25 protein-coding genes and 1 pseudogene are annotated in these 23,141 nt (G+C 57.1%); 23 read left to right on the top strand and 3 right to left on the bottom strand.

All coding sequences use genetic code 11. From position 1 onward, the window contains the following. The first annotated feature begins 536 nt into the window (after positions 1–536). From nifD to IC50_RS34675, 10 genes and pseudogenes are all read left to right on the top strand, one after another. Entirely contained in the window at positions 537–2,039 is a 1,503-nt protein-coding gene (nifD, locus tag IC50_RS34630) for a nitrogenase molybdenum-iron protein alpha chain (protein WP_035715790.1), read from the top strand. A 65-nt stretch (positions 2,040–2,104) separates the two neighbouring features. Beyond that, positions 2,105–3,661: a nitrogenase molybdenum-iron protein subunit beta gene (nifK, locus tag IC50_RS34635; protein WP_011084553.1), complete on the top strand. Its 1,557-nt coding sequence runs from the start codon at positions 2,105–2,107 to the stop codon at positions 3,659–3,661. A 92-nt stretch (positions 3,662–3,753) separates the two neighbouring features. Next, a complete protein-coding gene (nifE, locus tag IC50_RS34640; RefSeq protein WP_011084554.1) occupies positions 3,754–5,397 on the top strand; it encodes a nitrogenase iron-molybdenum cofactor biosynthesis protein NifE in 1,644 nt (547 codons plus the stop codon). 9 nt (positions 5,398–5,406) lie between these two features. Continuing rightward, positions 5,407–6,816, top strand: coding sequence for a nitrogenase iron-molybdenum cofactor biosynthesis protein NifN (gene nifN / locus IC50_RS34645; RefSeq protein ID WP_011084555.1), 1,410 nt, complete (start codon positions 5,407–5,409; stop codon positions 6,814–6,816). After that, positions 6,813–7,208, top strand: a complete 396-nt coding sequence (nifX, locus tag IC50_RS34650) for a nitrogen fixation protein NifX (protein WP_011084556.1) — start codon at positions 6,813–6,815, stop codon at positions 7,206–7,208. The genes nifN and nifX overlap by 4 nt, the downstream gene beginning before the upstream one ends. A gap of 6 nt (positions 7,209–7,214) precedes the next feature. Continuing rightward, positions 7,215–7,678, top strand: a pseudogene (locus IC50_RS34655) (NifX-associated nitrogen fixation protein). Positions 7,679–7,697: 19 nt separating this feature from the next. Next, the gene (locus IC50_RS34660) at positions 7,698–7,892 is read left to right on the top strand and encodes a CCE_0567 family metalloprotein (protein ID WP_026312876.1); all 195 of its coding nucleotides are present in this window, start codon (positions 7,698–7,700) and stop codon (positions 7,890–7,892) included. A gap of 10 nt (positions 7,893–7,902) precedes the next feature. Further along, the gene (gene fdxB / locus IC50_RS34665) at positions 7,903–8,196 is read left to right on the top strand and encodes a ferredoxin III, nif-specific (protein ID WP_011084559.1); all 294 of its coding nucleotides are present in this window, start codon (positions 7,903–7,905) and stop codon (positions 8,194–8,196) included. 892 nt (positions 8,197–9,088) lie between these two features. After that, positions 9,089–9,922: a host specificity protein gene (locus IC50_RS34670; protein ID WP_232208720.1), complete on the top strand. Its 834-nt coding sequence runs from the start codon at positions 9,089–9,091 to the stop codon at positions 9,920–9,922. Positions 9,923–10,520: 598 nt separating this feature from the next. Further along, positions 10,521–10,904 carry a Rieske (2Fe-2S) protein gene (locus IC50_RS34675; RefSeq protein ID WP_011084562.1) on the top strand — a complete coding sequence of 128 codons (384 nt, stop codon included), beginning with the start codon at positions 10,521–10,523 and terminating at the stop codon, positions 10,902–10,904. Between the two features lie 21 nt (positions 10,905–10,925). Here IC50_RS34675 and IC50_RS34680 read toward each other — a convergent pair whose 3' ends face one another. Beyond that, on the bottom strand, positions 10,926–11,516 hold the full coding sequence (locus IC50_RS34680) for a hypothetical protein (RefSeq protein ID WP_014497969.1): 591 nt from the start codon (positions 11,514–11,516) through the stop codon (positions 10,926–10,928). Positions 11,517–11,775: 259 nt separating this feature from the next. On the opposite strand from IC50_RS34680, the gene IC50_RS34685 reads away from it, so the two are divergent. The 11 genes from IC50_RS34685 (at position 11,776) to IC50_RS34735 (ending at position 18,926) form a co-directional block, all read left to right on the top strand. Next, positions 11,776–12,096, top strand: coding sequence for an iron-sulfur cluster assembly accessory protein (locus tag IC50_RS34685; protein ID WP_011084564.1), 321 nt, complete (start codon positions 11,776–11,778; stop codon positions 12,094–12,096). Between the two features lie 33 nt (positions 12,097–12,129). Then, the gene (locus IC50_RS41750) at positions 12,130–12,423 is read left to right on the top strand and encodes a hypothetical protein (RefSeq protein ID WP_131234256.1); all 294 of its coding nucleotides are present in this window, start codon (positions 12,130–12,132) and stop codon (positions 12,421–12,423) included. Beyond that, the gene (gene nifS, locus IC50_RS34690) at positions 12,420–13,601 is read left to right on the top strand and encodes a cysteine desulfurase NifS (protein ID WP_011084565.1); all 1,182 of its coding nucleotides are present in this window, start codon (positions 12,420–12,422) and stop codon (positions 13,599–13,601) included. The genes IC50_RS41750 and nifS overlap by 4 nt, the downstream gene beginning before the upstream one ends. Continuing rightward, positions 13,598–13,822 (top strand): putative nitrogen fixation protein NifT, encoded by a 225-nt coding sequence (gene nifT, locus IC50_RS34695; RefSeq protein WP_035715794.1) that lies wholly within the window; start codon positions 13,598–13,600, stop codon positions 13,820–13,822. Before nifS ends, nifT begins: the two co-directional genes overlap by 4 nt. Before the next feature lie 747 nt (positions 13,823–14,569). Then, a complete protein-coding gene (gene nifB, locus IC50_RS34705; protein ID WP_011084568.1) occupies positions 14,570–16,069 on the top strand; it encodes a nitrogenase cofactor biosynthesis protein NifB in 1,500 nt (499 codons plus the stop codon). A 10-nt stretch (positions 16,070–16,079) separates the two neighbouring features. After that, a complete protein-coding gene (locus tag IC50_RS34710) occupies positions 16,080–16,304 on the top strand; it encodes a 4Fe-4S binding protein (protein WP_011084569.1) in 225 nt (74 codons plus the stop codon). 250 nt (positions 16,305–16,554) lie between these two features. Next, positions 16,555–16,869, top strand: coding sequence for a nitrogen fixation protein NifZ (locus IC50_RS42200; RefSeq protein WP_028153326.1), 315 nt, complete (start codon positions 16,555–16,557; stop codon positions 16,867–16,869). Then, positions 16,866–17,183: a hypothetical protein gene (locus IC50_RS41755; RefSeq protein WP_014497965.1), complete on the top strand. Its 318-nt coding sequence runs from the start codon at positions 16,866–16,868 to the stop codon at positions 17,181–17,183. The genes IC50_RS42200 and IC50_RS41755 overlap by 4 nt, the downstream gene beginning before the upstream one ends. Beyond that, complete coding sequence (locus tag IC50_RS41760; RefSeq protein WP_014497964.1) at positions 17,122–17,481, top strand: DUF3024 domain-containing protein; 360 nt, start codon at positions 17,122–17,124, stop codon at positions 17,479–17,481. Before IC50_RS41755 ends, IC50_RS41760 begins: the two co-directional genes overlap by 62 nt. A gap of 33 nt (positions 17,482–17,514) precedes the next feature. Further along, the gene (locus IC50_RS34725; protein ID WP_011084572.1) at positions 17,515–17,859 is read left to right on the top strand and encodes a hypothetical protein; all 345 of its coding nucleotides are present in this window, start codon (positions 17,515–17,517) and stop codon (positions 17,857–17,859) included. A gap of 719 nt (positions 17,860–18,578) precedes the next feature. Next, a complete protein-coding gene (locus IC50_RS34735) occupies positions 18,579–18,926 on the top strand; it encodes a (2Fe-2S) ferredoxin domain-containing protein (RefSeq protein WP_011084574.1) in 348 nt (115 codons plus the stop codon). A gap of 405 nt (positions 18,927–19,331) precedes the next feature. Here IC50_RS34735 and IC50_RS34740 read toward each other — a convergent pair whose 3' ends face one another. Both IC50_RS34740 and IC50_RS34745 read right to left on the bottom strand, forming a co-directional pair. Continuing rightward, positions 19,332–20,075 (bottom strand): OmpW/AlkL family protein, encoded by a 744-nt coding sequence (locus IC50_RS34740; protein WP_018647470.1) that lies wholly within the window; start codon positions 20,073–20,075, stop codon positions 19,332–19,334. A 209-nt stretch (positions 20,076–20,284) separates the two neighbouring features. After that, positions 20,285–20,710 carry an ArsC/Spx/MgsR family protein gene (locus IC50_RS34745; RefSeq protein ID WP_011084576.1) on the bottom strand — a complete coding sequence of 142 codons (426 nt, stop codon included), beginning with the start codon at positions 20,708–20,710 and terminating at the stop codon, positions 20,285–20,287. A 567-nt stretch (positions 20,711–21,277) separates the two neighbouring features. On the opposite strand from IC50_RS34745, the gene nifH reads away from it, so the two are divergent. Both nifH and IC50_RS34755 read left to right on the top strand, forming a co-directional pair. Continuing rightward, a complete protein-coding gene (gene nifH, locus IC50_RS34750) occupies positions 21,278–22,162 on the top strand; it encodes a nitrogenase iron protein (RefSeq protein ID WP_011084578.1) in 885 nt (294 codons plus the stop codon). Positions 22,163–22,265: 103 nt separating this feature from the next. After that, positions 22,266–23,084, top strand: coding sequence for a nitrogen fixation protein NifQ (locus IC50_RS34755; protein WP_011084579.1), 819 nt, complete (start codon positions 22,266–22,268; stop codon positions 23,082–23,084). Positions 23,085–23,141 lie beyond the last annotated feature (57 nt).

Here is a 23,141-nt window from a genome sequence, read left to right on the forward strand (position 1 = left end):
CTGTCCGAATTTGCGGGGCCAGCTCTGTGTCCCTCGGCATGTACAACGCACGCGAAGACATCGATGTGATCGTGCGTGCCCCTTATCAAGGCGCGACGATGCTCGTGTGATCTAACGAGCCTAAGAAGTTCACGTGGCGTCGAGGTAGCTCGCCTTGAGATCTAGAGCGCGAGATCGCGCACGTCATTACATCGCAGGTGAGCACCTGTAGGTTTCAATAAGTATGAAGGATTGGAAGCCAGACTTGCAGCCTGCTTCCGCCTTACACCGCAGAGCGTTGCTGTCGCGCATAAACTCAAAAACTCCGCCGTGAATTTCACGCGCGGCCGCCTTGTTCCATTTCGAACACCGCCAAACCAAGAGTCCCTCGCAAAGGCGAGATGTCGGATTCGCAACAACAGCCCGTCACCGTACAAGTCGCGCTAAGAAACTGTTGTTGTTCTAGTTTTAGTGCTCATGAGACCCTGGCATGCCGGTTGCAAAGTCTTGGATCAAGAAGCCGCCCTCCCAACAGCTAACCTTTTAAAGGACACCAGATGAGTCTCGCCACGACCAACAGCGTCGCAGAAATCAGGGCTCGCAACAAAGAGCTGATCGAGGAGGTGCTGAAGGTCTATCCGGAGAAAACCGCGAAAAGGCGTGCCAAGCACCTCAACGTGTACCAAGCAGGTAAGTCGGACTGCGGGGTGAAGTCCAACATCAAATCCATACCCGGCGTGATGACGATAAGAGGGTGCGCCTATGCAGGGTCGAAGGGGGTGGTCTGGGGACCAATCAAGGACATGGTTCATATCAGCCATGGCCCGGTTGGCTGCGGCCAATATTCATGGGGCTCGCGGCGCAACTATTACGTTGGCACCACGGGCATCGATAGCTTCGTGACTCTGCAGTTCACCTCCGACTTCCAGGAAAAGGATATCGTATTTGGCGGCGACAAGAAACTGGACAAAATCCTTGATGAAATCCAAGAGCTGTTTCCACTCAACAACGGCATTACGATACAATCAGAGTGCCCGGTAGGGTTGATCGGTGACGATATCGAGGCGGTGTCAAGGGCGAAATCCAAAGAATATGGAGGCAAGACCATCGTGCCGGTCCGTTGTGAGGGCTTTCGGGGTGTGTCGCAGTCACTAGGCCATCACATTGCAAACGATGCGGTACGCGATTGGATTTTCGGGCATATCGAGGCCGAGGGCAAACCAAAGTTCGAGCCGACACCATACGATGTTGCGATCATCGGAGACTACAATATCGGCGGCGATGCTTGGTCATCGCGAATTCTGCTTGAAGAGATGGGACTACGGGTAATCGCGCAGTGGTCCGGCGACGGTTCACTGGCCGAGCTCGAAGCAACGCCGAAGGCAAAGCTCAACATTCTGCATTGCTACCGTTCCATGAACTATATCTCACGCCACATGGAAGAGAAGTTCGGCATCCCTTGGTGCGAGTACAACTTCTTCGGACCTTCAAAGATCGCGGACTCACTGCGCAGGATTGCGGGTTATTTTGACGACAAGATCAAGGAAGGCGCCGAGCGAGTGATCGAGAAGTATCAGCCGCTGGTGGACGCCGTGATTGCAAAATATCGCCCGCGCCTCGAGGGCAAGACGGTGATGCTGTACGTCGGCGGCCTTCGTCCGCGTCATGTGATTGGCGCGTACGAGGACCTCGGGATGGACGTCATTGGCACTGGCTACGAGTTCGGTCACAACGACGACTATCAGCGCACAGCTCAGCACTACGTGAAAGACAGCACCCTCATCTATGATGACGTCAATGGCTATGAGTTCGAGCGCTTCGTCGAAAAACTCCAGCCTGATCTTGTCGGCTCAGGCATCAAGGAAAAGTACGTTTTCCAAAAGATGAGTGTGCCGTTCCGGCAGATGCATTCGTGGGACTATTCGGGTCCATATCACGGTTATGACGGCTTTGCGATCTTCGCGCGCGACATGGACATGGCCGTCAACTCGCCAATTTGGAAAAGAACGAAAGCTCCCTGGAAGGAAGCGCCGAGCGCCAAGCTCCAGGCTGCAGAATAACGCAACTCGTCTCGCTCTCCGGGAAAGCCCGGGCGATTCCAATCTGATAGTGAAGGATTTCACCGATGCCGCAGAGTGCCGAACACGTGCTCGATCATGTCGAACTGTTCCGCGGTCCAGAATACCAGCAAATGCTGGCGAAGAAGAAGATATTCGAGAATCCGCGCGATCCTGCCGAGGTCGAACGTATCAAGGAATGGACCAAAACGGCCGAATATCGCGAAAAAAACTTCGCGCGGGAGGCGCTGGCGGTAAATCCGGCGAAGGCGTGTCAGCCGCTTGGCGCCGTATTCGCCTCTGTCGGCTTTGAGCGCACGCTGCCCTTCGTCCACGGCAGCCAAGGCTGTGTGGCCTATTACCGCAGTCATTTGTCGCGGCACTTCAAGGAGCCTAGCTCCTGTGTCTCTTCATCAATGACGGAAGATGCTGCCGTATTCGGCGGTCTGAACAACATGACCGACGGGCTCGCGAACAGCTACAAGATGTACAAGCCCAAGATGATTGCGGTTTCCACAACCTGCATGGCCGAAGTGATCGGCGATGACCTGAACGCCTTCATCAAGACGTCGAAAGAAAAGGGCTCGGTTCCGGCAGACTTCGACGTGCCGTTCGCCCACACGCCCGCATTCGTTGGCAGTCACGTCACCGGCTACGACAATGCCCTCAAAGGCATTCTGGAGCATTTTTGGGACGGCAAGGCCGGAACAGCGCCGAAGCTGGAGCGCAAACCGAATGGAGCGATCAACATCATTGGCGGGTTCGATGGATATACCGTCGGGAACCTTCGCGAGATTAAGCGCATCTTGGAATTGATGGGCATCCAGCACACAGTTCTCGCCGACAATTCTGAAGTGTTCGACACTCCGACAGACGGCGAATTCCGGATGTATGACGGTGGTACGACGCTGAAGGATGCGGCGAACGCGATTCACGCCAAGGCGACCATCTCCATGCAGCAATGGTGCACGGAAAAAACGCTGTCATTTGCGGCAGAGCATGGCCAGGACGTTCTATCCTTCAACTACCCGGTAGGCTTATCAGCAACGGATGACTTTATCGTCGCGCTGTCACGCATCAGCGGCAAGGAGATTCCGGAGCAACTCGCGCGAGAACGTGGCCGCTTGGTTGATGCCATTGCCGACTCAAGCGCTCATGTTCATGGCAAAAAGTTCGCGATCTATGGCGATCCGGATCTTTGCTATGGATTGGCTGCGTTTCTGCTCGAACTCGGCGCCGAGCCGACCCATGTGCTGTCCACCAATGGCAACAAAGCGTGGCAGGAGAAAATGCAGGCGCTGCTTGCAAGCTCGCCATTTGGACAGGGCTGCCAAGTCTATCCGGGGCGGGATCTCTGGCACATGCGTTCACTCTTGTTCACCGAGCCGGTCGATTTTCTGATTGGCAACACCTATGGGAAGTATCTGGAGCGTGATACCGCAACGCCACTGATCCGCATCGGCTTTCCGATTTTCGACCGGCATCACCATCACCGCTCCCCCATATGGGGCTATCAGGGCGGTCTGAATGTGCTGGTCAAGATCCTGGACAAGATCTTCGACGAGATCGACAACAAGACCAACATTCTTGGCAAAACCGACTACAGCTTCGACATCATTCGTTGATGAGCAACTACACGTGCCATCGTCCAGGACTGGACGATGGCACGAGCACATAACGGTTGAGTTTACAATTTGTTGCCCTGAGAGGAAGCAGGATGAGTTCACTGGCGGCCACGGTCCAGGATATCTTCGACGAGCCGGGCTGCGCCAAGAATGGCAGTAAGTCTGAGGCGGAACGCAGGAACGGCTGTACCAGACAGTTGCAGCCGGGTAGCGCTGCGGGTGGCTGTGCTTTCGACGGCGCGAAGGTTGCGCTGCAGCCGTTCACCGATGTCGCTCACTTGGTACATGGCCCGATCGCGTGCGAAGGTAATTCCTGGGACAATCGCGGCGCGGCGTCGTCCGGCTCGGATTTGTGGCGCACCGCTTTCACAACCGATTTGAGCGAAACCGATATTGTATTCGGAGGCGAGAAGCGGCTGTGCAAAGCGATCAAGGAGATCATCGACAAGTGCGATCCGCCCGCAATCTTCGTCTATCAAACCTGCATCCCGGCGATGATCGGCGATGACATCAATGCAGTCTGCAAGGCAGCGTCGCGAAGATTCTCAAAACCGGTGATCCCGATCAATTCTCCGGGCTTCGCCGGTTCGAAAAACCTCGGTAACAAGCTCGCGGGCGAAGCCTTGCTCGACTACGTGATCGGCACGCGAGAACCGGACTACACCACGCCGTACGACATCAATCTGATCGGAGAATACAACCTTTCAGGAGAGCTCTGGCAGGTGAAGCCAGTGTTAGACGAGCTTGGAGTGCGAATTCTCTGCTGCATTTCGGGCGATGGCAAATACCGCGAAGTCGCTTCATCTCATCGCGCGCGGGCGGCAATGTTGGTGTGCTCAAAATCCATGATCAACGTGGCACGCAAGATGGAGCAACGTTACGGGATCCCATTCTTCGAGGGGTCGTTCTACGGTATTCAGGATTCAAGCGAATCGCTACGCCAGATCGCCCGCTTATTGGTTGAGCGCGGCGCCCCGGCAGATCTCCTCGGGCGCACCGAAGCGGTGATCGCGCGCGAGGAAGCGCGGGCGTGGGCTGCCATCCAGCCGTACAAGCCGCGACTCGAAGGCAAAAGGGCCTTGTTAATGACCGGCGGTGTCAAGTCATGGTCGGTCGTCTCGGCGCTCCAGGAAGCCGGGCTGGAATTAGTCGGAACCAGTGTGAAGAAATCGACCATGGAAGACAAGGAGCGCATCAAGGAGCTCATGGGGCAGGATGCCCACATGATCGACGACATGACTGCGCGCGAAATGTACAAGATGTTGAAGGACGCAGAAGCGGACATCATGCTATCGGGCGGCAAGTCGCAATTTGTCGCGCTGAAGGCGGCGGTGCCATGGGTCGATATCAACCAGGAGCGTTGCCACGCCTATATGGGCTATGCCGGAATAGTCAAGCTGGTGGAGGAGATCGATAATTCGCTCTCAAGCCCGATGTGGGAGCAGCTACGTCGGCCAGCGCCATGGGAGGCTTTGGCCAAAGCGCGGGAGCAGATGCAGTCCATGGCCGCGATCGCCGGCGATCCGGTCCTCGCCGAAACAGCGCGCCGCGCGAGGAATATCTGCGTGTGTAACAGGGTTGATCTGGGCACGATTGAGGACGCAATCTCCGTGCACGGCTTGAGGAGCGTCGCAGCGGTCCGAGAGCATACCAATGCGGCCGGTGGCTGCTGTCAAGGACGCATCGAAGATATGTTGATGTCCGAGCCATCTGATATGCGACAGGCCGCAGAGTAGGGAGTCGCCATGGCCCTGGTCACGGCGCCGACAAAAGCCTGCGTTGTCAACCCGCTGAAGATGAGCCAGCCGATCGGCGGCGCATACGCCTTCATGGGGCTGCGCGGTGCGATGCCGCTTCTGCACGGCTCACAGGGGTGCACATCCTTCGGTCTCACGCTCTTTGTCCGGCACTTCAAAGAAGCAATACCGCTGCAGACCACCGCGATGAGCGAGGTCGCGACCGTACTCGGCGGATATGAAAATTTGGAGCAGGCGATACTTAACATCTCCAAGCGCGCTAAGCCGAAGATCATCGGAATCTGCTCGACCGGTGTCACCGAGACCAACGGCGACGATGTGGAAGCGTACCTCAAACTAATCCGGAGTGCGTATCCGCAACTCACAAAGTTGCCGCTCGTATATGTATCAACGCCTGATTTCAAGGGCGCGTTCCAGGATGGGTGGGAGAAGGCAGTTGCACGCATGGTGGAGGTGCTGGTGGACCGGCCAAGTGCCAATGGCCTGCGGGATCCCTCGAAGGTAAATGTTCTACCGGGGTGTCACCTGACGCCCGGCGACCTTGATGAACTCCGTGCCTTGCTGGAGGATTTCGGATTGTACCCCTCCTTTCTCCCTGACTTGGCGGGATCGCTCGACGGGCATATCCCCGATGAGTTTACGTCAACGACCATCGGCGGCATTGACGTCGACGAGATCGCGAGCATGGGGCGCGCAGGGTGGACCATTGCAATCGGTGCGCAGATGCAGCGCGCGGCTGAGGTCATGCAGACTAAAACCGGGGTGCCTTTTCGTGTGTTCGAGCGACTGTGTGGTCTTCATCCAAACGACGATTTCATGATGTTTTTGAGCGAGATTAGCGGGCGCCCGATACCCTCGAAATATCGACGCCAGCGCAGTCAGCTCGCCGATGCTATGTTGGACGCGCACTTCCATATTGGCGGCCGCAAAGTCGCGATCGGTGCCGAGCCAGACCTTCTGTTCGATTTATCCGGCATGCTGCACGATATGGGCGCGCAGGTGACCGTCGCCGTGACGACCACTCAGTCTGAGGTGATCGAGCGAATCAGGACCAAGGAGGTTCTCATTGGTGACCTCGAAGATCTGGAAGGATTTGCAAAAGAAAAGCATTGCGATCTGCTGATCACGCATTCGCATGGAAGGCAAGCGGCGGGGCGGCTGAAAGTGCCGTTCTATCGCGTAGGTTTTCCGATATTCGATCGGCTTGGCGCGGGCCACCAAGTATCCGTCGGCTATCGTGGTACCCGCAATGTGATCTTCCAAATCGCCAATCTCGTGATCGCGCATCGCGACGAGAACGACCGACCTACACCCGATAGGTGGCGGACCACGCCCGGACTGCCACAACACGTGGGGCATCGCCGCTCCACTGGCGCGCCTGAAAGGTCAATTGCATGAAGGTCGCTTTTGCCACTCAGGATCTGAGACGCGTCGATGCTCATTTTGGCTGGGCAAAGAATATTGCAATCTACGATGTCGCGCCCAGCGGGCATGTCTTTCTTAAAGCTATCGAGTTTGAGGGCGATCTTGAGGAGGACGGCAGTGGTGACAAGTTGGCGCCAAAGATCCAGGCGATCAAGGATTGCGCCATCCTATACGTCGCGGCCATTGGTGGTGCCGCGGCTGCGCGAGTGGTGGCCAGCAAAATTCATCCTATCAAGGTGAGCAAACCGGAAAGCATTCACGTGTTGCTGGAAAAGCTCGAGTCGGTGCTGAAGGGCACGCCACCTCCCTGGCTGCGCAAGGTCCTTGCAAAGGACCAACCGCGATCGTTTGAGTTCGACGAATGAGATGATATGACCGCAAAAATAGCGCAGCAGGGCAGCGTCGTCGACGCACCATTTCTAATCGAGTTAGTCAAGCTTTGGCGCGCCCAGGATACCAATGAAGCCTGGGAAGGGAAGAGCGACCTTGATCTGCTCGAACCCTATATCCTGAACAGGGAGAGACGACGCGCATTGCCGATCATCGGTGATCCCGATCCCAATACACTATGGCGGCTGAGTTGTTCTTCAATGCGGTCGGCCTGTCAGTAGAGAGGGAGACCGGCATTATGGTTCAGCCGATCCTGAAGCTGCATCATGAAGGCTTCGGGCGCATAGTGCTCATCGCAGGGCGGTTGGTCGCCGTAAACAAGCAGCTGCGCGACGTGCATCGCTTGGGATTCGATAATTGCGTCAAGCTGGCTCAAGAGGGGGATAGATATGTCAGCGAGGGAATTGGCCTGATTCGGAAATTTCCAGACGTGGCTAACTATTGAGGATACTCACTCATGGGCGATCAGTGAAATACTGAAGGCCGAACTAAAGAAAGTGTCCGCCAAGGCGATACAGGCCAAGATGGATCTGCACGACCTTTCGGAAGAATTGCCCATCAACTGGACGTCGATTATGGCGGTGGCGCAGAAGGCGTACGATGTCTATGTCGAACTGGAGCGCAAGAGTCGCGAGCTAAAAGAGCTGGAAAATACTTGAAGGGCAATGCATGTCATTTGCAACGCGAGACGGCCGCGACTGGATGCCACAATACCTAGCCTCGATCGATGCCAAGAAGTGCATCGGCTGTGGCCGCTGTTTCAAGGTGTGCGGTCAAGATGTCATGACTTTGAAAGGCATCAACGAGGAGGGCGAACTCGTCAACCTTGACAATGACGCGGACGATGAAGTCGAAAAAAAGATTATGGTTCTGAACGATCAGGGCGCCTGCATCGGCTGCGGTGCGTGCGATAGGGTTTGCCCGGCCAGCTGCCAGACCCACGTCCCAGCCGCAGCTGCATGAGCGAAGGGGATCTATCTCCCGTTCGCCGCAGCGCGTGGAGGGAGGCCCCGCTGGATCAGGTCAATCCGCAACGGAGACTCGTGCCAGCCGGCCCGAATGGCCCGATTTTTTCCCTGAATGGCAAGACGGAACGAGCGGAGATGCGCATGGCCGAATGCTGCTCAGCCCCGAGGCAAGCCATACCGGCTGTCTGGCGCCTGCTTGCAAGTCTCGCTCGTATCGCAGGATCCGCGTTTTGTCGAAAAGCGACTTGGCCTTGGGCGGGCGATCATATTACCGTCGTGGTCGTCTAGTCGGTTTTCCGAATAGGCACTTCCTTCGGAGCCAGTCGTGCTCATCCTATCCTGTGGCCTTCGGTTGCGGGATCGGCAGGAGCGAAAGTCTGCCGCGGTCCACGGGTTTTACAATTGTCCGGCCGATCATAGCCGCCGATCGCGTTGAAGCGCATGTGATGGTGGCACCTGTGTCTTCGCGATTCTATCCTGGGACCGGATGGTGCTGCTCCGAATTGGATGACAGTGCAATAGCACGTGCGAGTCGCGGACGCCGCGACAAAAGCACCGGGCAGCAATTCTGCGCGCACGCCGCCGATCCTCGATAGACGGCTGCATTGGTCAATGGCAGCGACGACCGAAAGTAAAGGGCGGTGCTGCAGATCTGCGCCGTTGAACGTCACATTTTTGATGATCAAGCGCGGACAATATCGCACGCCATCAGCCTGCGATTGCTGGCCAGCGGGTGCGTGACTCGCTTGCGGATTGCGCAGCCGCAGCCTCCGAGCGCCGGCAGATGCTTAGGTCAGGTTGTGGTCAGTTAGGTTGTATATTATGAACGCGAGCTTGCGCGGCATGAGCTCAATCGCGTGCAATGTTGCCGATAGGAGAGCGATCTGATGTATGGCAGAGTCGTTGGCTCATCCAGCCAATCCACAAGCGCTAATCAAGTTGATGAACCGGGAGATAGCCCCCGCTTTGCGGAAACACTTGCAGGTATGGAGCCAGGCGGGTCGTCATCTGAAACAAGGGCGTACTATCTGAATTCCGGTCCGCCCATTGTTGAGATCGACCAGCTTTCCTTCGATCGAGGGCTGCAGAGATTTTTGGGCCGCGACATCATGAACATCGCCATTAATCCGCAAGAGTACTCAGACTTCGTATCAAAGAAAGCTGAGCGGGCAGCAACGGTTGCTGGCAGCTATAGCGCCACTCACTATGATCCAGCCAGGCCCGTGCGCTTCTTCAGCTATCAATTGGGTGACGAAACAGTTGGCCTGTTGAGAGCAGGAGGTCCGGTTCGGATCAAGGGGGAGACCTTCCGGGAAAAGTTTGGGCGCAACGATCTCACGTCCGTGGTGGACCTTCGGGTCACTCATCCCCTGGTTGAGAACGCGGGCGATATTTTGCTTGAGTACCAGCTGAGAGAGGATGGTGATGATCCCTTGATCTTGTCAAAACCAGGCTTGCCCGGCATGGAACCCCGCCTAGCAGAAATGGGTTTTGTTCATGTGGGTCGAAATCACTGGGTGCTTGATCCTCACCAGCATCCCGAGGTGTGGACGAAGAATGAGAACGACCAGTGGCAGCGAGTAGGCAAGCCTACGAAGTACCTTAGTAAGGTGGAGGATGATGATGCCGCCGCTGAATCGACGGTCCAGGCGGACTATTCTGACGAAGATGATCCGTCAGTCTATTTGGAGCGCGTCCTCACGGGGCTAAGCATGGAGTAACGCAACGGCGACCCTGAGCCATTTTTCGAAAGCTGAGAGCAGTGATATCGACACTCAGTTTCGAAAGCGAATTGTTGCACGATGAGCCGTCACCTTGCTTGAAGTGCATGTTGCCGAACGCGCATGGAGTAAGGTGGCTGCAATAGCAACACCGAACCTGAAGTGATGGGCGTTTGACCGTTCAAAGCGCGGGCGCAACAGTCTTAGTTCAAAGGGGGCGCGCGCTCGCTGCGCGCGCCCTGCGCCGGCTGGAAGCGAGCACATGGCTCTTCTGCGAAGGCCGCGACGCCGTGAGACATACGCCATCGGAGGGCACCGTGGCCCCGCTATGCGGCGTGGCCATTAACGAGCAGCAGCGACATCCGCCGCGTTTGGCCGTCCGGCAAGCCCGGAGCGCGGAGCAGCAGTTCTGCAGCTAGCACGGAGGGAACGAGAAGGCTCAATGTTCCTTTGTCTGAAATATACGCCGCTGTGCAACGAGATCTGCTGAAATAGCCAAGTTTGCGCGTCGGATGACCAGACACGATTCGTTTCGGCGCTCGTACGGTTATTGCAGGGGCAATTGCACAGCGACAATTAAGTCTTGCAAGAGCAACCTATGCAGCCAACTCTCGTCTATGCGATTTGCAGCTTTAACGACATTCCGAGCCGCCAGGCCATCGGATTTCATCTTATGGTCCTCGAAGATGACGGCAATCACCGGCCGTGGCCCATCATTGTGGTGCGATGGGGCAAGAAGGTGCTTGGCTATGTCAATAAATGCCCGCACCACAGCGTCAATTTGGACTGGGAGCAGAACGAATTCCTCGATCCAAACGGTATCCGGCTGATGTGCGGCAAGCACGGTTCGACCTTCGAACTCGGCACCGGGCGGTGCGTCGAAGGTCCATGTCAAGGTAGAGCGCTTACGCCGATCGCGTTGGTAGTTGTGGATGGCGACATCTGCGCCGTCGGTGTGCATCTCGCGGAGGACGATGCATGAGCCAACAACTGAAGACCGCCCTCAGACCGGGCGGTTCTCGTTGCGGTTTTTCACAGCCTCCATCCTCTTTAGTCCGTCGTCATACGAGATTTCCTCATAGGATAGATCGAGATCCCTTGTGGCATCGAGGAGGTAATCAAGCTTGCCGGCCGGATCGAGCTTCTTGATGTCGTCCTTGTTCAGCCCGACCAAGTCCATCATCTCCTTCCAAACCGTGGATTCATCGCAGGGTAAGACGTGGAAGTTAATATCGCCGAGCTTAACTCGATACTTCGCCAGCAAATCGATGTTGTTGCAGAAAATGAAATAGCTGCCGATTGGGCTCAAGGCACCGTCGAGGACGGTCGCGACGTCAACAAGATACGCGAAGGAATGTAGGTAGCCGGCCAGCACGGGGATAGTGCGTTCTCCGTTTTGGGCGATCGTCAGAACCTGCTCAATGGAATAGTCTGGCGGTCGTTTCTCGTCCGCGACCTGAGTCTGGAACTTTAGTGCGACGTCGCCGCGAAAGCCGAACCGGCCCGGCTTGGTGGTCGCGCCTTTGAATACGGCGTTGAGAAGGCGGCTCTCCTTCTCAAGTCTGCCGAGTGCAGTGTTCTCGATAGCGGTCATTAAATCTGTCCTTGATCTATGCTCTTCACCGACGCGTTGTCGGAGCCAGATGCGATGCAAATTGCCTGCCGTCGCCTGCGTGGCGGCGTTCAGTGAAGCTCGGAAAGAAAACGCGCCGGTGGCTGGCACCGCCTTACGTGCCTTGTCAGGAACCCGACATCCGTTGCCAGCCAAGGGGCGCGGAAATGAGCATCATCAGGCGTCTGCGCGCTGGCACGTGACTTGCTCTTAGCTGGGCCTAAGCTGACGAGGCAAAGACGTGATCAACCTGACCGATAGCGCAGTCAATGCAATCAAGAGCGCGATTTCATCTTCGGAGCGGCGGGCGGGTGGTCTGCGCGTCATGATCGAAGCAGGCGGCTGCAATGGATTCAAATACAAGATGGGCATCGCCGATGAGCCAAAGCCTGACGACACCGTGATCGACTGCGATGGGCTCAAGGTGTTTGTCGATAGCAAGAGCCGAGAGCATCTGGCCGGCACAACCATCGATTTCGTGCTGGCACCGGAGAGCTCTGGCTTTACCTTTCATAACCCGAACGCGGCCACCAACTGCTCCTGTGGAAAATCATTCGGCTGATGGAAACATTGATCAGGCGATAAGGAAAGGGCAATGAACCACACCGGCCGAACCAGACCGACTGAAGAACTCGTCGATCCCCACGATGCGAGAGGGTCCCGTTCGCTGCGCGAACGAAGAGATCGGACCCAATCGCCAAGCCGAAGCTGGCGCCTGTTAGCTGATCGGCACGATAGCAGCATGCTCTTGGCGCGGCTCGACAATGCTGGCAAGCCGTACAAGCTTCCGAGCGTGAGTCTAGAAGGGATTCAGGGGCACCTGGTAGGTAAGATCGGAGGTTTGGATCGCCTGGTCCTCGTTGTTGCTGCAGGCGGGGTGGTGCAGTGAGCGAGAATCGAGCGCCGATTTACCTCGATAACAATGCAACGACGCGAACTGATCCATCCGTCGTGCAAACCATGTTGCCTTTCTTCACTGAGCAATTCGGCAATGCCTCGTCCGCGCATGCCTTTGGCAACGAGGCCGCAATTGCGGTGAGGCAGGCACGGAGAAGCTTGAGCGGCCTGCTAGGTAGTGCATACGATCACGAAATCGTCTTCACCTCGGGAGGGACCGAAGCCAATAATGCCGCAATCCTCTCGGCACTTGCAACCCAGGAAGGTCGAGACGAGGTTGTCACCACTTCGGTTGAGCACTCCGCCGTACTTGCGCTAACGGAGCAATTGGCGGCAAGGGGAGTCAAGACGCGCATTATTGCCGTAGATGCTTGCGGCCGGCTCGACATCGAGGCGTTTCGCTGCGCGCTTGGGCCACGCACAGCGATTGCCTCGGTTATGTGGGCCAATAACGAGACCGGAACGATATTTCCCGTGAAGTGTCTGGCCGGGTGGACCCGTGAGGCGGGAGCGCTATTTCACACAGATGCGGTGCAGGCCATTGGTAAAGTACGCTTAAACCTAAAGGACAGCACGATCGACATGCTTTCACTATCCGCGCACAAACTGCACGGCCCGAAGGGGGTAGGTGCGTTATATTTGCGTAAAGGGACAAAATTCCAGCCGCTGATCTGCGGCGGATCACAGGAACGAGGGCGGCGCGCTGGGACCGAGAATATTCCCGGAATCGTCGGACTAGGAAAAGCTGCCGAACTTGCGGCGGAGCGGCTTGAACCCGAGCGCATCCGCATTGGCGCGTTACGTGACCGCCTTGAGCAGGGAATTTTGCGCAATGGCGAGTGCGTTGTGCTTGGCGACATTCGCAATCGTTTGGCGAATACGACTAATATTGCCTTCGACCATCTCGAAGGTGAAGCGATTGCCCACCGTCTTAACCGGGCGGGCATCGCCGTATCGCTCGGGTCAGCCTGCAGGTCGGGCTCAATGCAGCCATCGCATGTTCTGCGTGCCATGCAGGTGCCTGCGTGGCGGATGCACGGCGCCGTGCGCTTTTCTCTTTCGCGCGAAACCTCCCTCGCCGAAGTCGATGAGGCCGTGTGCGCTGTGTCAGATATCGTGACTCGCATGCGCGCCAGCTCCCGCGCCACGGTCAGGGAGCAGACCTCGTGAAAATCATGATCCGCCGCTCTCCGGACACGGGCTTGTCAATCTACGTGCCAAAAAAGGATATCGAAGAGTCAATCGTGGCCTCCGAGTACGAGACCCTATGGGGCGGCTGGATCAAAGTCGCTAACGGTTGGGTGCTCGATTTGCCCGAGATGGCGAGCGACACACGGTTACCGATCACAATCGACGCGACGAAGCGGGATGAGAGCGGCGACGATCCATGAAGCGCTCACGGAGATGAGCGCTGTCGATGCGGCGGATGCAAAGGTTACTCTCGCCGACCTTGGCGCCCGCCCTGGGGACCGAGATCATTGTCGTCTCTCTCGTCCTGGCATCAGGGAATTGAAAATGCGATGTGCTGAGCACACCAGATGCATCGGTCGGCTTATTCGCCGGTAAGTCGGCGCTGTCTCGGGGCTTTGGGGGTCGACTGGCTGCGGCGCAGCATATCAAGATCAGCAAACGTCGGCCCGCCGCGACGGCATTGATGAGGCGGGGTTTACTCAGCCAGTCGGGACAAGGCGATTGCACCATCATCTTTGGCCCTCATTGCTGCCTGTCATATTCGGACGCGTGTTGCCCTAGTATTGGCCTTATGATGTCCGGCTTCCCCAGTTCGGATCGGGCCAATTGAGAGCGGCAGCGCGCGAAAGCCCGTTCAGATGAGCTGGATCGGGGCGAGCCCCGCGAGAGTGAAAAGCACACGAGATGGAGCCCCGAGTGAGAATGGCGACGCATCTGTCGCTTTGCCAACAAGCTCATCATTGCTGTCTTGCAAGTGCCAACGCTATCGCTGCGCCTACTCGGTGTACTGTGGTTGCATTCGCATCATCCTCGCCACGGCATGCAAGTTGCTAATCTTCCTGAAGCGCGCTCTAGGATGATCTGTGGGCGTCGATGCTTGCAGGGGAGTGATCTCGGTCGTGGAGCGCGGAAAATATATCAAAGCAGCGGTCAATAGCGGGAAGATCATGCAGTCCATAACCGAGCATAAGGGCTGCCGCGCTTCGGCGAAGACCGGGCGGGCGAGCTGCGGCTCGCAGGCCGGCCGAGGCGATCTGCCGGTCGAAATCTGGGAAAGGGTGAAAAACCATCCCTGTTACAGCGAGGATGCGCACCATCATTACGCTCGCATGCATGTCGCGGTCGCACCTGCCTGCAATATCCAGTGCAACTACTGCAACCGAAAATACGACTGCGCCAATGAATCGCGTCCGGGTGTGGTGAGCGAGAAGCTCACCCCTGAGCAGGCAGTGAGAAAAGTGATCGCGGTCGCGACGACCATTCCGCAGATGACGGTACTTGGCATCGCTGGTCCCGGCGATGCCCTGGCCAATCCAGCAAAGACGTTCAAAACGCTCGCGTTGGTCACCGAGGCTGCTCCTGACATCAAGCTGTGTCTGTCAACCAACGGACTAGCGCTGCCAGACTATGTCGATACCATCGTGAGGGCCAAAGTTGACCACGTCACCATCACCATCAACATGGTCGATCCTGAAATCGGAGCCAAGATTTATCCATGGATCTTCTTCAACCACAAGCGATACACCGGCATCGAGGCGGCAAGGATACTCACCAATCGCCAGCTTCAAGGGCTCGAGATGCTTAGCGAACGGGGCATTTTGTGCAAGATCAACTCGGTGATGATCCCCAATATCAATGATGACCACCTGGTCGAGGTCAACAAGGCGGTCACGTCGCGCGGTGCCTTCCTTCACAATATCATGCCGCTGATCTCCGTACCCGAGCACGGAACAGCATTTGGCCTCAACGGTCAGCGCGGTCCGACGGCTCAAGAATTGAAGACGCTGCAAGATGCTTGCGAAGGGAAGATAAACATGATGCGGCATTGCCGGCAGTGCCGCGCTGATGCGGTCGGTCTACTCGGCGAGGATCGCAGCGCGGAGTTCACCAATGATCAGGTGATGAAAATGGACGTCCATTATGACCTAGAGATGCGCAAGGCTTATCAAAAAAGGGTAGAGAATGAGCGCGTCTCCAAAGTCGCGGCCGGTCAAAAGGAGTTGGCGGGAGTCTCCGGAGAGATGAGCGCGATCACTGTTCTAGTAGCCGTCGCAACTAAGGGCTCGGGATTGATCAACGAGCACTTTGGACATGCAAAGGAATTCCAACTGTACGAGCTCTCCACATCCGGCGCCAAGTTCGTCGGGCTACGTCGTGTGGAGGGTTACTGCCAGGCCGGCTATGGCGAGGAAGATAGGCTATCCGTGATCATGCGCGACATCCGTGACTGCCACGCGGTCTTCGTGGCTAAGATCGGCGGCTGCCCCAAGAGCGGCCTGATCAAGGCTGGGATCGAGCCGGTCGATCAATTCGCCTATGAGTACATTGAGAAGTCGACGATCGCTTGGTTCAGGGCCTATGTCGGCAAAGTAAAGCGCGGGGAGATCCAGCATGTGCAGCGCGGCGTGCCCCCGCGTTGGCCTGGAGATCGGATCTCTGCGGCGTAAGGAGGAATATGTGCCATTCAAAATCATCGCCTCGCAGTGCACGAGCTGCTCAGCTTGCGAGCCTTTATGCCCGAACGTTGCTATTTCGGAGAAGGGGGGAAACTTTGTCATTGAAGCGGCGAAATGCAGCGAATGCGTGGGGCATTTTGACGAACCGCAATGTGCCGCTGCCTGTCCGGTCGACAACACCTGCGTGGTTGACAGGGCCTTGCCTCGCTACCAGGCGCCCGTCTGAAGTGTGGAGCCTGACCGGCAATGCAATCGCTGGTGCTGAACACGTCCCAAACGTCGCGCTGCGAACTGGCGGCTCCGCAGGCGCCGGCGTCTGCTCTTACGGACGGTGGCCGCTCTGGATTCCTGCGATGGGGCTGTTGCTGGCGGGCAGCACAGCCTGGCGACATTTCGGCGCTCGAGGGCGCCTCGTGATGCGGAGCAGAGTGTCCCCTCGGCGTGCCCCCGCGCCGTCGGTGCATGAGGAGCGAAATATGAACAGAATTCTCCGGGATAGCGACGCCGTCGAGCTAAGCGACCCACCCGCCTTCAGCTTTGGCCAAAAGCTTCGCGCCAATCGCGTCATCCGGAATGATGGCACCTATCCCGGCAAGGAGATCGGAGACGTCTTGGTCAAGAAGGGGGAGGTGGGCTACGTCGTCTCGATCGGCACGTTCTTGCAGCAATTCTACATCTACGGCGTGGAGTTTTTGGAAAGCGGCTACCGCGTTGGCATGAAACGCAAGGAACTTGAGCCAGTGGATGCAGGCGAGGAGGTCGATGATTTGCCACTACCGGAGGAGTCATGACTCAGCGAGGTTTTCCAAAATATTGGTGGGGCCAGCGGGGTAAACCGACAGCCGACCTGATCAAGCACCGCTCATCGGTCGATACGGAGACGGACGGAGCTTCGCTCGCCGCCAGGCCGAGCCGCCAGACCGTCATCGATACTCTCAACAACAAAGCGCATGAGCCTATCTTTATCGTTGATTTTGGTGAGGAGCTGCTCATCTGCTGGAGTTCAAGAGAACATCAAAAGGCATTGAAGGGAGGCTTTCATCATGAATTCCGCACTGATGAGGAAAGTAAAACCGGGGTTGGCGCGTCATCTCAACGAGCTTGATCGCAAACGGATCGAACGCGGCTTGAGCGCGCGGAAGCGCTATCTCTACGTCTCGCCAAACGTGACGCCCGTGTGGGGCGGCTACTGCATCGAGAGTCCCTGCTGCTCGCGCAATATCGACAAGGATGGCGCGCTCGTCGATGTCGCGCTGATCCTTTATGATGGCGTGACCGGGATCTGGAAGCTGTTTCGCAAAAATCATGCGGGGGGAGTCTGGGAATTTTACAGCCTCTATCATCGCTTGATCCCTGCAATCGACGAATTGAATGCGGATCCTGAGCGCCTGTTCTGGCAATGAAGGACCACCGTCCCCGAGGATAGAAGAACGACGATGGCGATCACGACCGAGGAATTGATCGAGATCGAACGGCTGCTTGCTGCCGATAGCGACGGCATGGGTCCCTTTGTCCAGCTGCGCCGCGGGCGGGGCGTGATGCGTGAGTTCGACACTCAACGCGGGCGACCGGGATCGCATTGGCCAAAGGAATGTTGGGCCGTGAGCAATGAGCCGGCCGAATACGGCGCAGTGCTGTGCAAGCCTACCGATGATGTCTTGGAGTGGTGTCGCATGGTCGAGCAGTGCTACGACGCGCATCTGCAATCACGTGAAGGAGTCCCGCTAAGATATTCGAAATCGACCACATTACAGTCGAGCTTGTCGGGTGTCAGCTCGTGATCGTAAGCGGCCAAAATAAGGAATCGGTATGAGCTTGTAACAAATCATCATCCACGTCCGCTTCGCCCCGAATGGGCGGGTGATACAAATCGGCCAGCGTCCAGGGAAGCTCACTCCGAACGGGTGGTTCGATGTCCTCAACACCCGTGCCAGCTCGGCTTATCAGCCGCTCGCTCGTGGCCGCGGGGTATTCCGGTTGAGCCGAACTGCTGTCGATACCTTAAAGCAGGAAACGACGGGGCCGGGTTGAGCGAACCGGTAACCGCGATTTGATGAGTGAACAGATCGAGGGCGACGCCGTCTCTCCGGCCGACATTATTGTTCTGAGCGAGGCCATGGGCATTCAATCGCTGATAGCGGCGAGAACGTCGGCATTGCCGCAACTTCCCTCAATTGTGAGGCGCGCTATGACGCATTTGGTGTGCAACTTGCTCTTCGAGAAAGTTGATCGGGGGGATTGTTGCATGAATGAGAGGTCTCGATGCCGGGAGAAGAGGTTGTCATTGATCAGCAGGCGACCTTCGGACGTGAAGGTGCCTATCGCTCATCTCAGCGACGACAGCGAGTAAGGCGCCCGACCATTCCGACTGCCTTCGCAAGCGGGAGTTGGTGTCAGCAGGTGTCCATGCGCCAATGGACGGTCATCGTTGGACATTGCGGGCGGCTATGCGCTCACATCTCATCCCGACAGCTGAAATTCACTATCAGAGGATAGGCGCGTGAACTCAGAAAAAGAATTTCATCTCCCTCAACTCTATAGGCACCATGTCTTTGCGTGCAACACGCAGCGTCCGCCAAACCATCCCCACGGCAGTTGTGGCGCCTCCGGCGCGCAAGCTCTGTGGGATCGAATGGGCAAGGCGATCGAAGCGCAAGGCCTCGACGATATTGGCTTCGCGACTGCGGGCTGCCTTGGCTTTTGTAACTCTGGTCCTTTGCTGGTTGTCTATCCCGACGGAGTCTGGTATCGCGCGACCACGCCTGAGGATGTCGACGAGATCGTCATATCCCACCTCAAGCACGGCCAACGTGTCGACCGGCTTGTGATAGTGCTCAAGCGAAGCTAGAGGCGTCGCTTGGCGGCCGCTTGCCGGGTTAGCTAGCATGGTCGGCTCGACGTTGGGGGGCGGATCGTCTGAGATTAACCGGGCACTTCGCGGCCAAGATTAGGCTGTCAGCGGCGTATCGCCTTCTTATCAGGCAAATGGGAAAATGGCTTCGGTCTTAAGCGTGGCGAAACAGACGTATGATCATATTCTGAGTCGACGTTTGTGTAATGTTACTCACGTGCTGCGCGATTCGTAACTTGCAGCGCGAGCAACGCCAGCGGTTCCCTCTCTTGCGAGCTGACGCGTCGATGGCGCGTCAGCCGGCTTTCCGTGTCAGTCCGGCGAGAGTAGGAGGCGAGCTCGATGATCCTGCTGGGATCCGAGTTTATCAAACGGCCTCTCCACTCTGGCTCTGCTCTAACGTCAGAACTTGTAAGCGACGCCGCCGCTGACGAGCCATGGATCAATATGGGCGCGGCCCGTAACGGCAATCGCATTGTTTAAGGTGGCCGAGTACTCCGGCCGCAGCCACAGCTTTTTAACGTCAAAGTTGAGGCCCCAGTGGCGATCGAGCATGTAATCGAAACCGAATTGGACTGCCGCGCCGAATTGGTTTTTGATGTTTAGATCCGTGACGGAAAGCCCGGCGAGCGAAGTATTGGCTGCCGATTGGTTGAAGAATACAGTGTAGTTGATGCCCGCGCCGACATAGGGCTTAAGCGGCCCAAAATCGGTGAAGTGATATTGCAGGGTCAGTGTAGGAGGCAAGAGCCAGGCTTTGCCGATATCGAGCCCTGTGAGCGCGCCATTGCCGCTGACGTGATGGCTGGTCACGCCGAGAATGAGTTCGGCGGCTAAGTTAGCTGTGAAGAAATAGGTGATGTCGAGCTCTGGTATAGCTTGATCGCTGATCGAAAGCCCAGAGTTGGGTGATGACAGCAACGGCGTCCCTGGAACGTTGACGGAACTGCCTGCGGTATCCGGCAAAACGCCAAGCACGCGCAGGCGGATCATCCACGGGTTGCGGGGTTCAATAGGGGGAGCTTTATAGTAGACCGGCGCCGGACCCAGATCAGCACCACGTACCGAGTTGCTGGCCAACGAGGTCGCTAGCGCGAAGACCGATACAGTTGCCAGGACTGTTCTTGCTCTCATCGAATTCTCCATTCCAAAAGTCGCGCGAGAAGCCGCGCAAGGTCTCTGTCACACATAAGGAACGGCGAAAGATTTGATACCAATCAAATATGGGAGCGATCGTGCCGCTCAGTTGCATCAGGATCACAGCTGCGAAACACGTTTTGCTAAAGGAAATACTCGCGCCAAGCAAGCCGCAAGTCGAGAACGTCATTCTTCTGGTGTGATCGTCCGGAACAGGCTCATTCGCTTGATCCCATCTTCGGGCAGCGCGTGCGAGTTGCTTGGTGCAGGCATCCCTGGAGATGCTCCTGCGTCTGGTGGCCAAGCAGCGACAGCGCGGGCTCGCGATCGAGCCCGGCACATCGTATTCCGTCTAAGTCGATCAACGGTCGTCGTATCAGGAGTGGATCACTCACCATCAATGCGAGTGCGCTCGCCGCGTCGATAGAATCGAGATTGACTTCGCCCGACTTGACACGAGGCGCGGCTCGGTTGAACCAGGAGCCGACGGGCATATTGCGAAAGAAGCTGCGCAATTCGTCCGCATGCCATGGCTCCTTCAAGATGTCCTGGACGACCACGTCATGACCGGCGGACTTTAGCGCTTGAATCTGACGCGCGTTCGTGGCGCAGCCGGGCTTCTGATAAAAGATGATTGTAGCCACGGCGTACCTATGTAGGCGTGCTATGCTGGGCGAATAGCACAGGGCTGCTGCTTCCCGGGAGCCATTCGAAGTTCTTGACAGTCAACGTCAATATCAGCGCATGGTGCGCCCTCAGCGAATTTGCAAAGCCGCTGGCCCGTCTCATTTTGACTCCGTCCGGCATCTTTACTCCTCACATGGCTGAGCTTGCGCGAGCGGCAGCAAGTTCTGTTCCACAATGGCGGCATCGGCTAAGTCAGCCTATTTGGCTGTTGGCGTTCATGTTTGCGATTGTTTGTTCGTTGTCTGACAGCCGGGCAGATCTTGTCAGATCCAAAACAGCCTACGATCGCGCGCCGGCTGGTTGCTTTTGGAAACGTAATCAGAAGCTTAAGGTGCCGGGTTAGACCTTGGCACGGCTGTTGCTGATAAGCGGCAGCAACACTGAGTGAGGGCTGAGTGCACGCCGACGTGTAAGGCGAGCGATGCGCTCCTTCCCTTGAACCCGTGTGCCCCCGTTTCTGCGAGGGAAGCAAAGCTCGCAAAAGAAGCGCGCAACGTTTGGCAAATCGGTTGATGGAGAGCAGCATGGCTTCACTAAGACAAATCGCCTTCTACGGGAAGGGCGGAATCGGCAAGTCCACCACTTCGCAGAACACGCTAGCGGCGCTGGCAGAGATGGGTCAGAAGATCCTGATTGTAGGGTGCGATCCGAAAGCGGACTCGACTCGCCTTATTCTGCACGCCAAGGCTCAAGACACGATTTTGAGTCTTGCCGCGAGCGCCGGCAGCGTGGAGGATCTAGAGCTCGAGGACGTAATGAAGGTTGGCTACCAGGACATTCGCTGCGTTGAGTCCGGTGGCCCTGAGCCAGGTGTCGGCTGCGCCGGCCGCGGTGTCATCACCTCGATCAATTTTCTTGAAGAGAACGGAGCCTACGAGAACATTGACTATGTTTCTTACGATGTGCTTGGCGACGTTGTTTGCGGTGGCTTTGCGATGCCAATCCGCGAAAACAAGGCGCAGGAGATCTACATCGTGATGTCTGGTGAAATGATGGCAATGTATGCCGCAAACAATATTTCCAAGGGGATCCTGAAATACGCGAACTCAGGTGGGGTGCGGTTGGGCGGCCTGATCTGCAACGAGCGGCAGACCGACAAGGAATTGGAACTGGCGGAAGCGTTGGCCAAGAAGCTTGGCACTCAACTGATCTACTTCGTGCCGCGTGACAATGTGGTGCAGCATGCAGAGCTGCGTCGCATGACGGTGCTTGAATATGCACCCGATTCCAAGCAGGCTGATCACTATCGGAAACTAGCGGCCAAGGTTCACAATAATGGCGGCAAGGGCATCATCCCGACCCCGATCTCAATGGATGAGCTCGAGGACATGCTGATGGAGCATGGCATTATAAAGGCCGTGGATGAATCAATCATCGGCAAAACCGCCGCCGAACTCGCAGCCTCGTAAAGGCCGCGAGTCGCCGCCTTGCGAAGGCGAGCGACAGATGCCGGTCTCCCTCACCCCCCTCCCGGGGGGGCCGGCATACTGACGATCGGCCGCGAAAACCAGAGTGCGCCGTGACGAACCACGCATTGTGAAAAACCGCAGAGTTATGTCCGAGCCGCACGTCCTTCCGTTCACGACTGCCTGTGCTGCTGACGCCAATAGCCAGTTGCACAAGGGAATTTCAACCTACCGGCTGCTCACCGGTGAACATCCTGCAAATGCCGATATCGCCATCGACAGCAATCTCGATCGCCATGCCCTGGCGTCTATCCTGGCGGCTGCCACGATGGATGGTGGCTGTCTGTCTGAGAAAGTTGGCCTGTCCGGCGTTGAATTGGCGGTCTTACTGGAGCAGCACTTTCTCCCAACCGGGATCAGGGCCCCGGAGCAGGCCGCGCCCTTCAAGCGGGAAGAGGATGAGGAGATCGCAATGCTTCGCGATCTGTTGCTCAAGCATCGCTCGACGGAAGGGGATATCGGCCGGTGGCTGGCTGCGATGATCGCGCGCCGCGCCATGGAGCCGGACCATCTTTGGGAAGCTCTCGGCTTGCGTGATCGTGGCGAACTCTCGCTCGTGATGAGCCGGCATTTCGCGCCGCTCGCCGCGAGCAATGTCAACAATATGCGTTGGAAGCGCTTCTTCTACCGCATGCTTTGCGAGGACGAAGGCCTTGCGATGTGCACGACACCCGTGTGCAATCAATGTAACGAATTCAACATCTGTTTCGGTGAAGAAAGCGGTGAGAGCCGGATGGCCGAGCGTCGGCGCGATTTGCTGTTGCAGGCCGCAGCATGGCCGGCTGTGTCCAGCGGCCGGGCATCTGAAACGCCAGGAGAGACCGCAGTCGCATCGTTATCCGAAAAGGCTTCACCGCATTTGTAGGCCGCAGGTCGGAGGAGGGCGCGGATCACCAACTTGGATGCGAGCGGACGGCCGTGT

It is taken from the genome of Bradyrhizobium genomosp. I (2014) (assembly GCF_000261685.1).
In the GTDB taxonomy this organism is placed as follows: Bacteria; Pseudomonadota; Alphaproteobacteria; order Rhizobiales; family Xanthobacteraceae; genus Bradyrhizobium.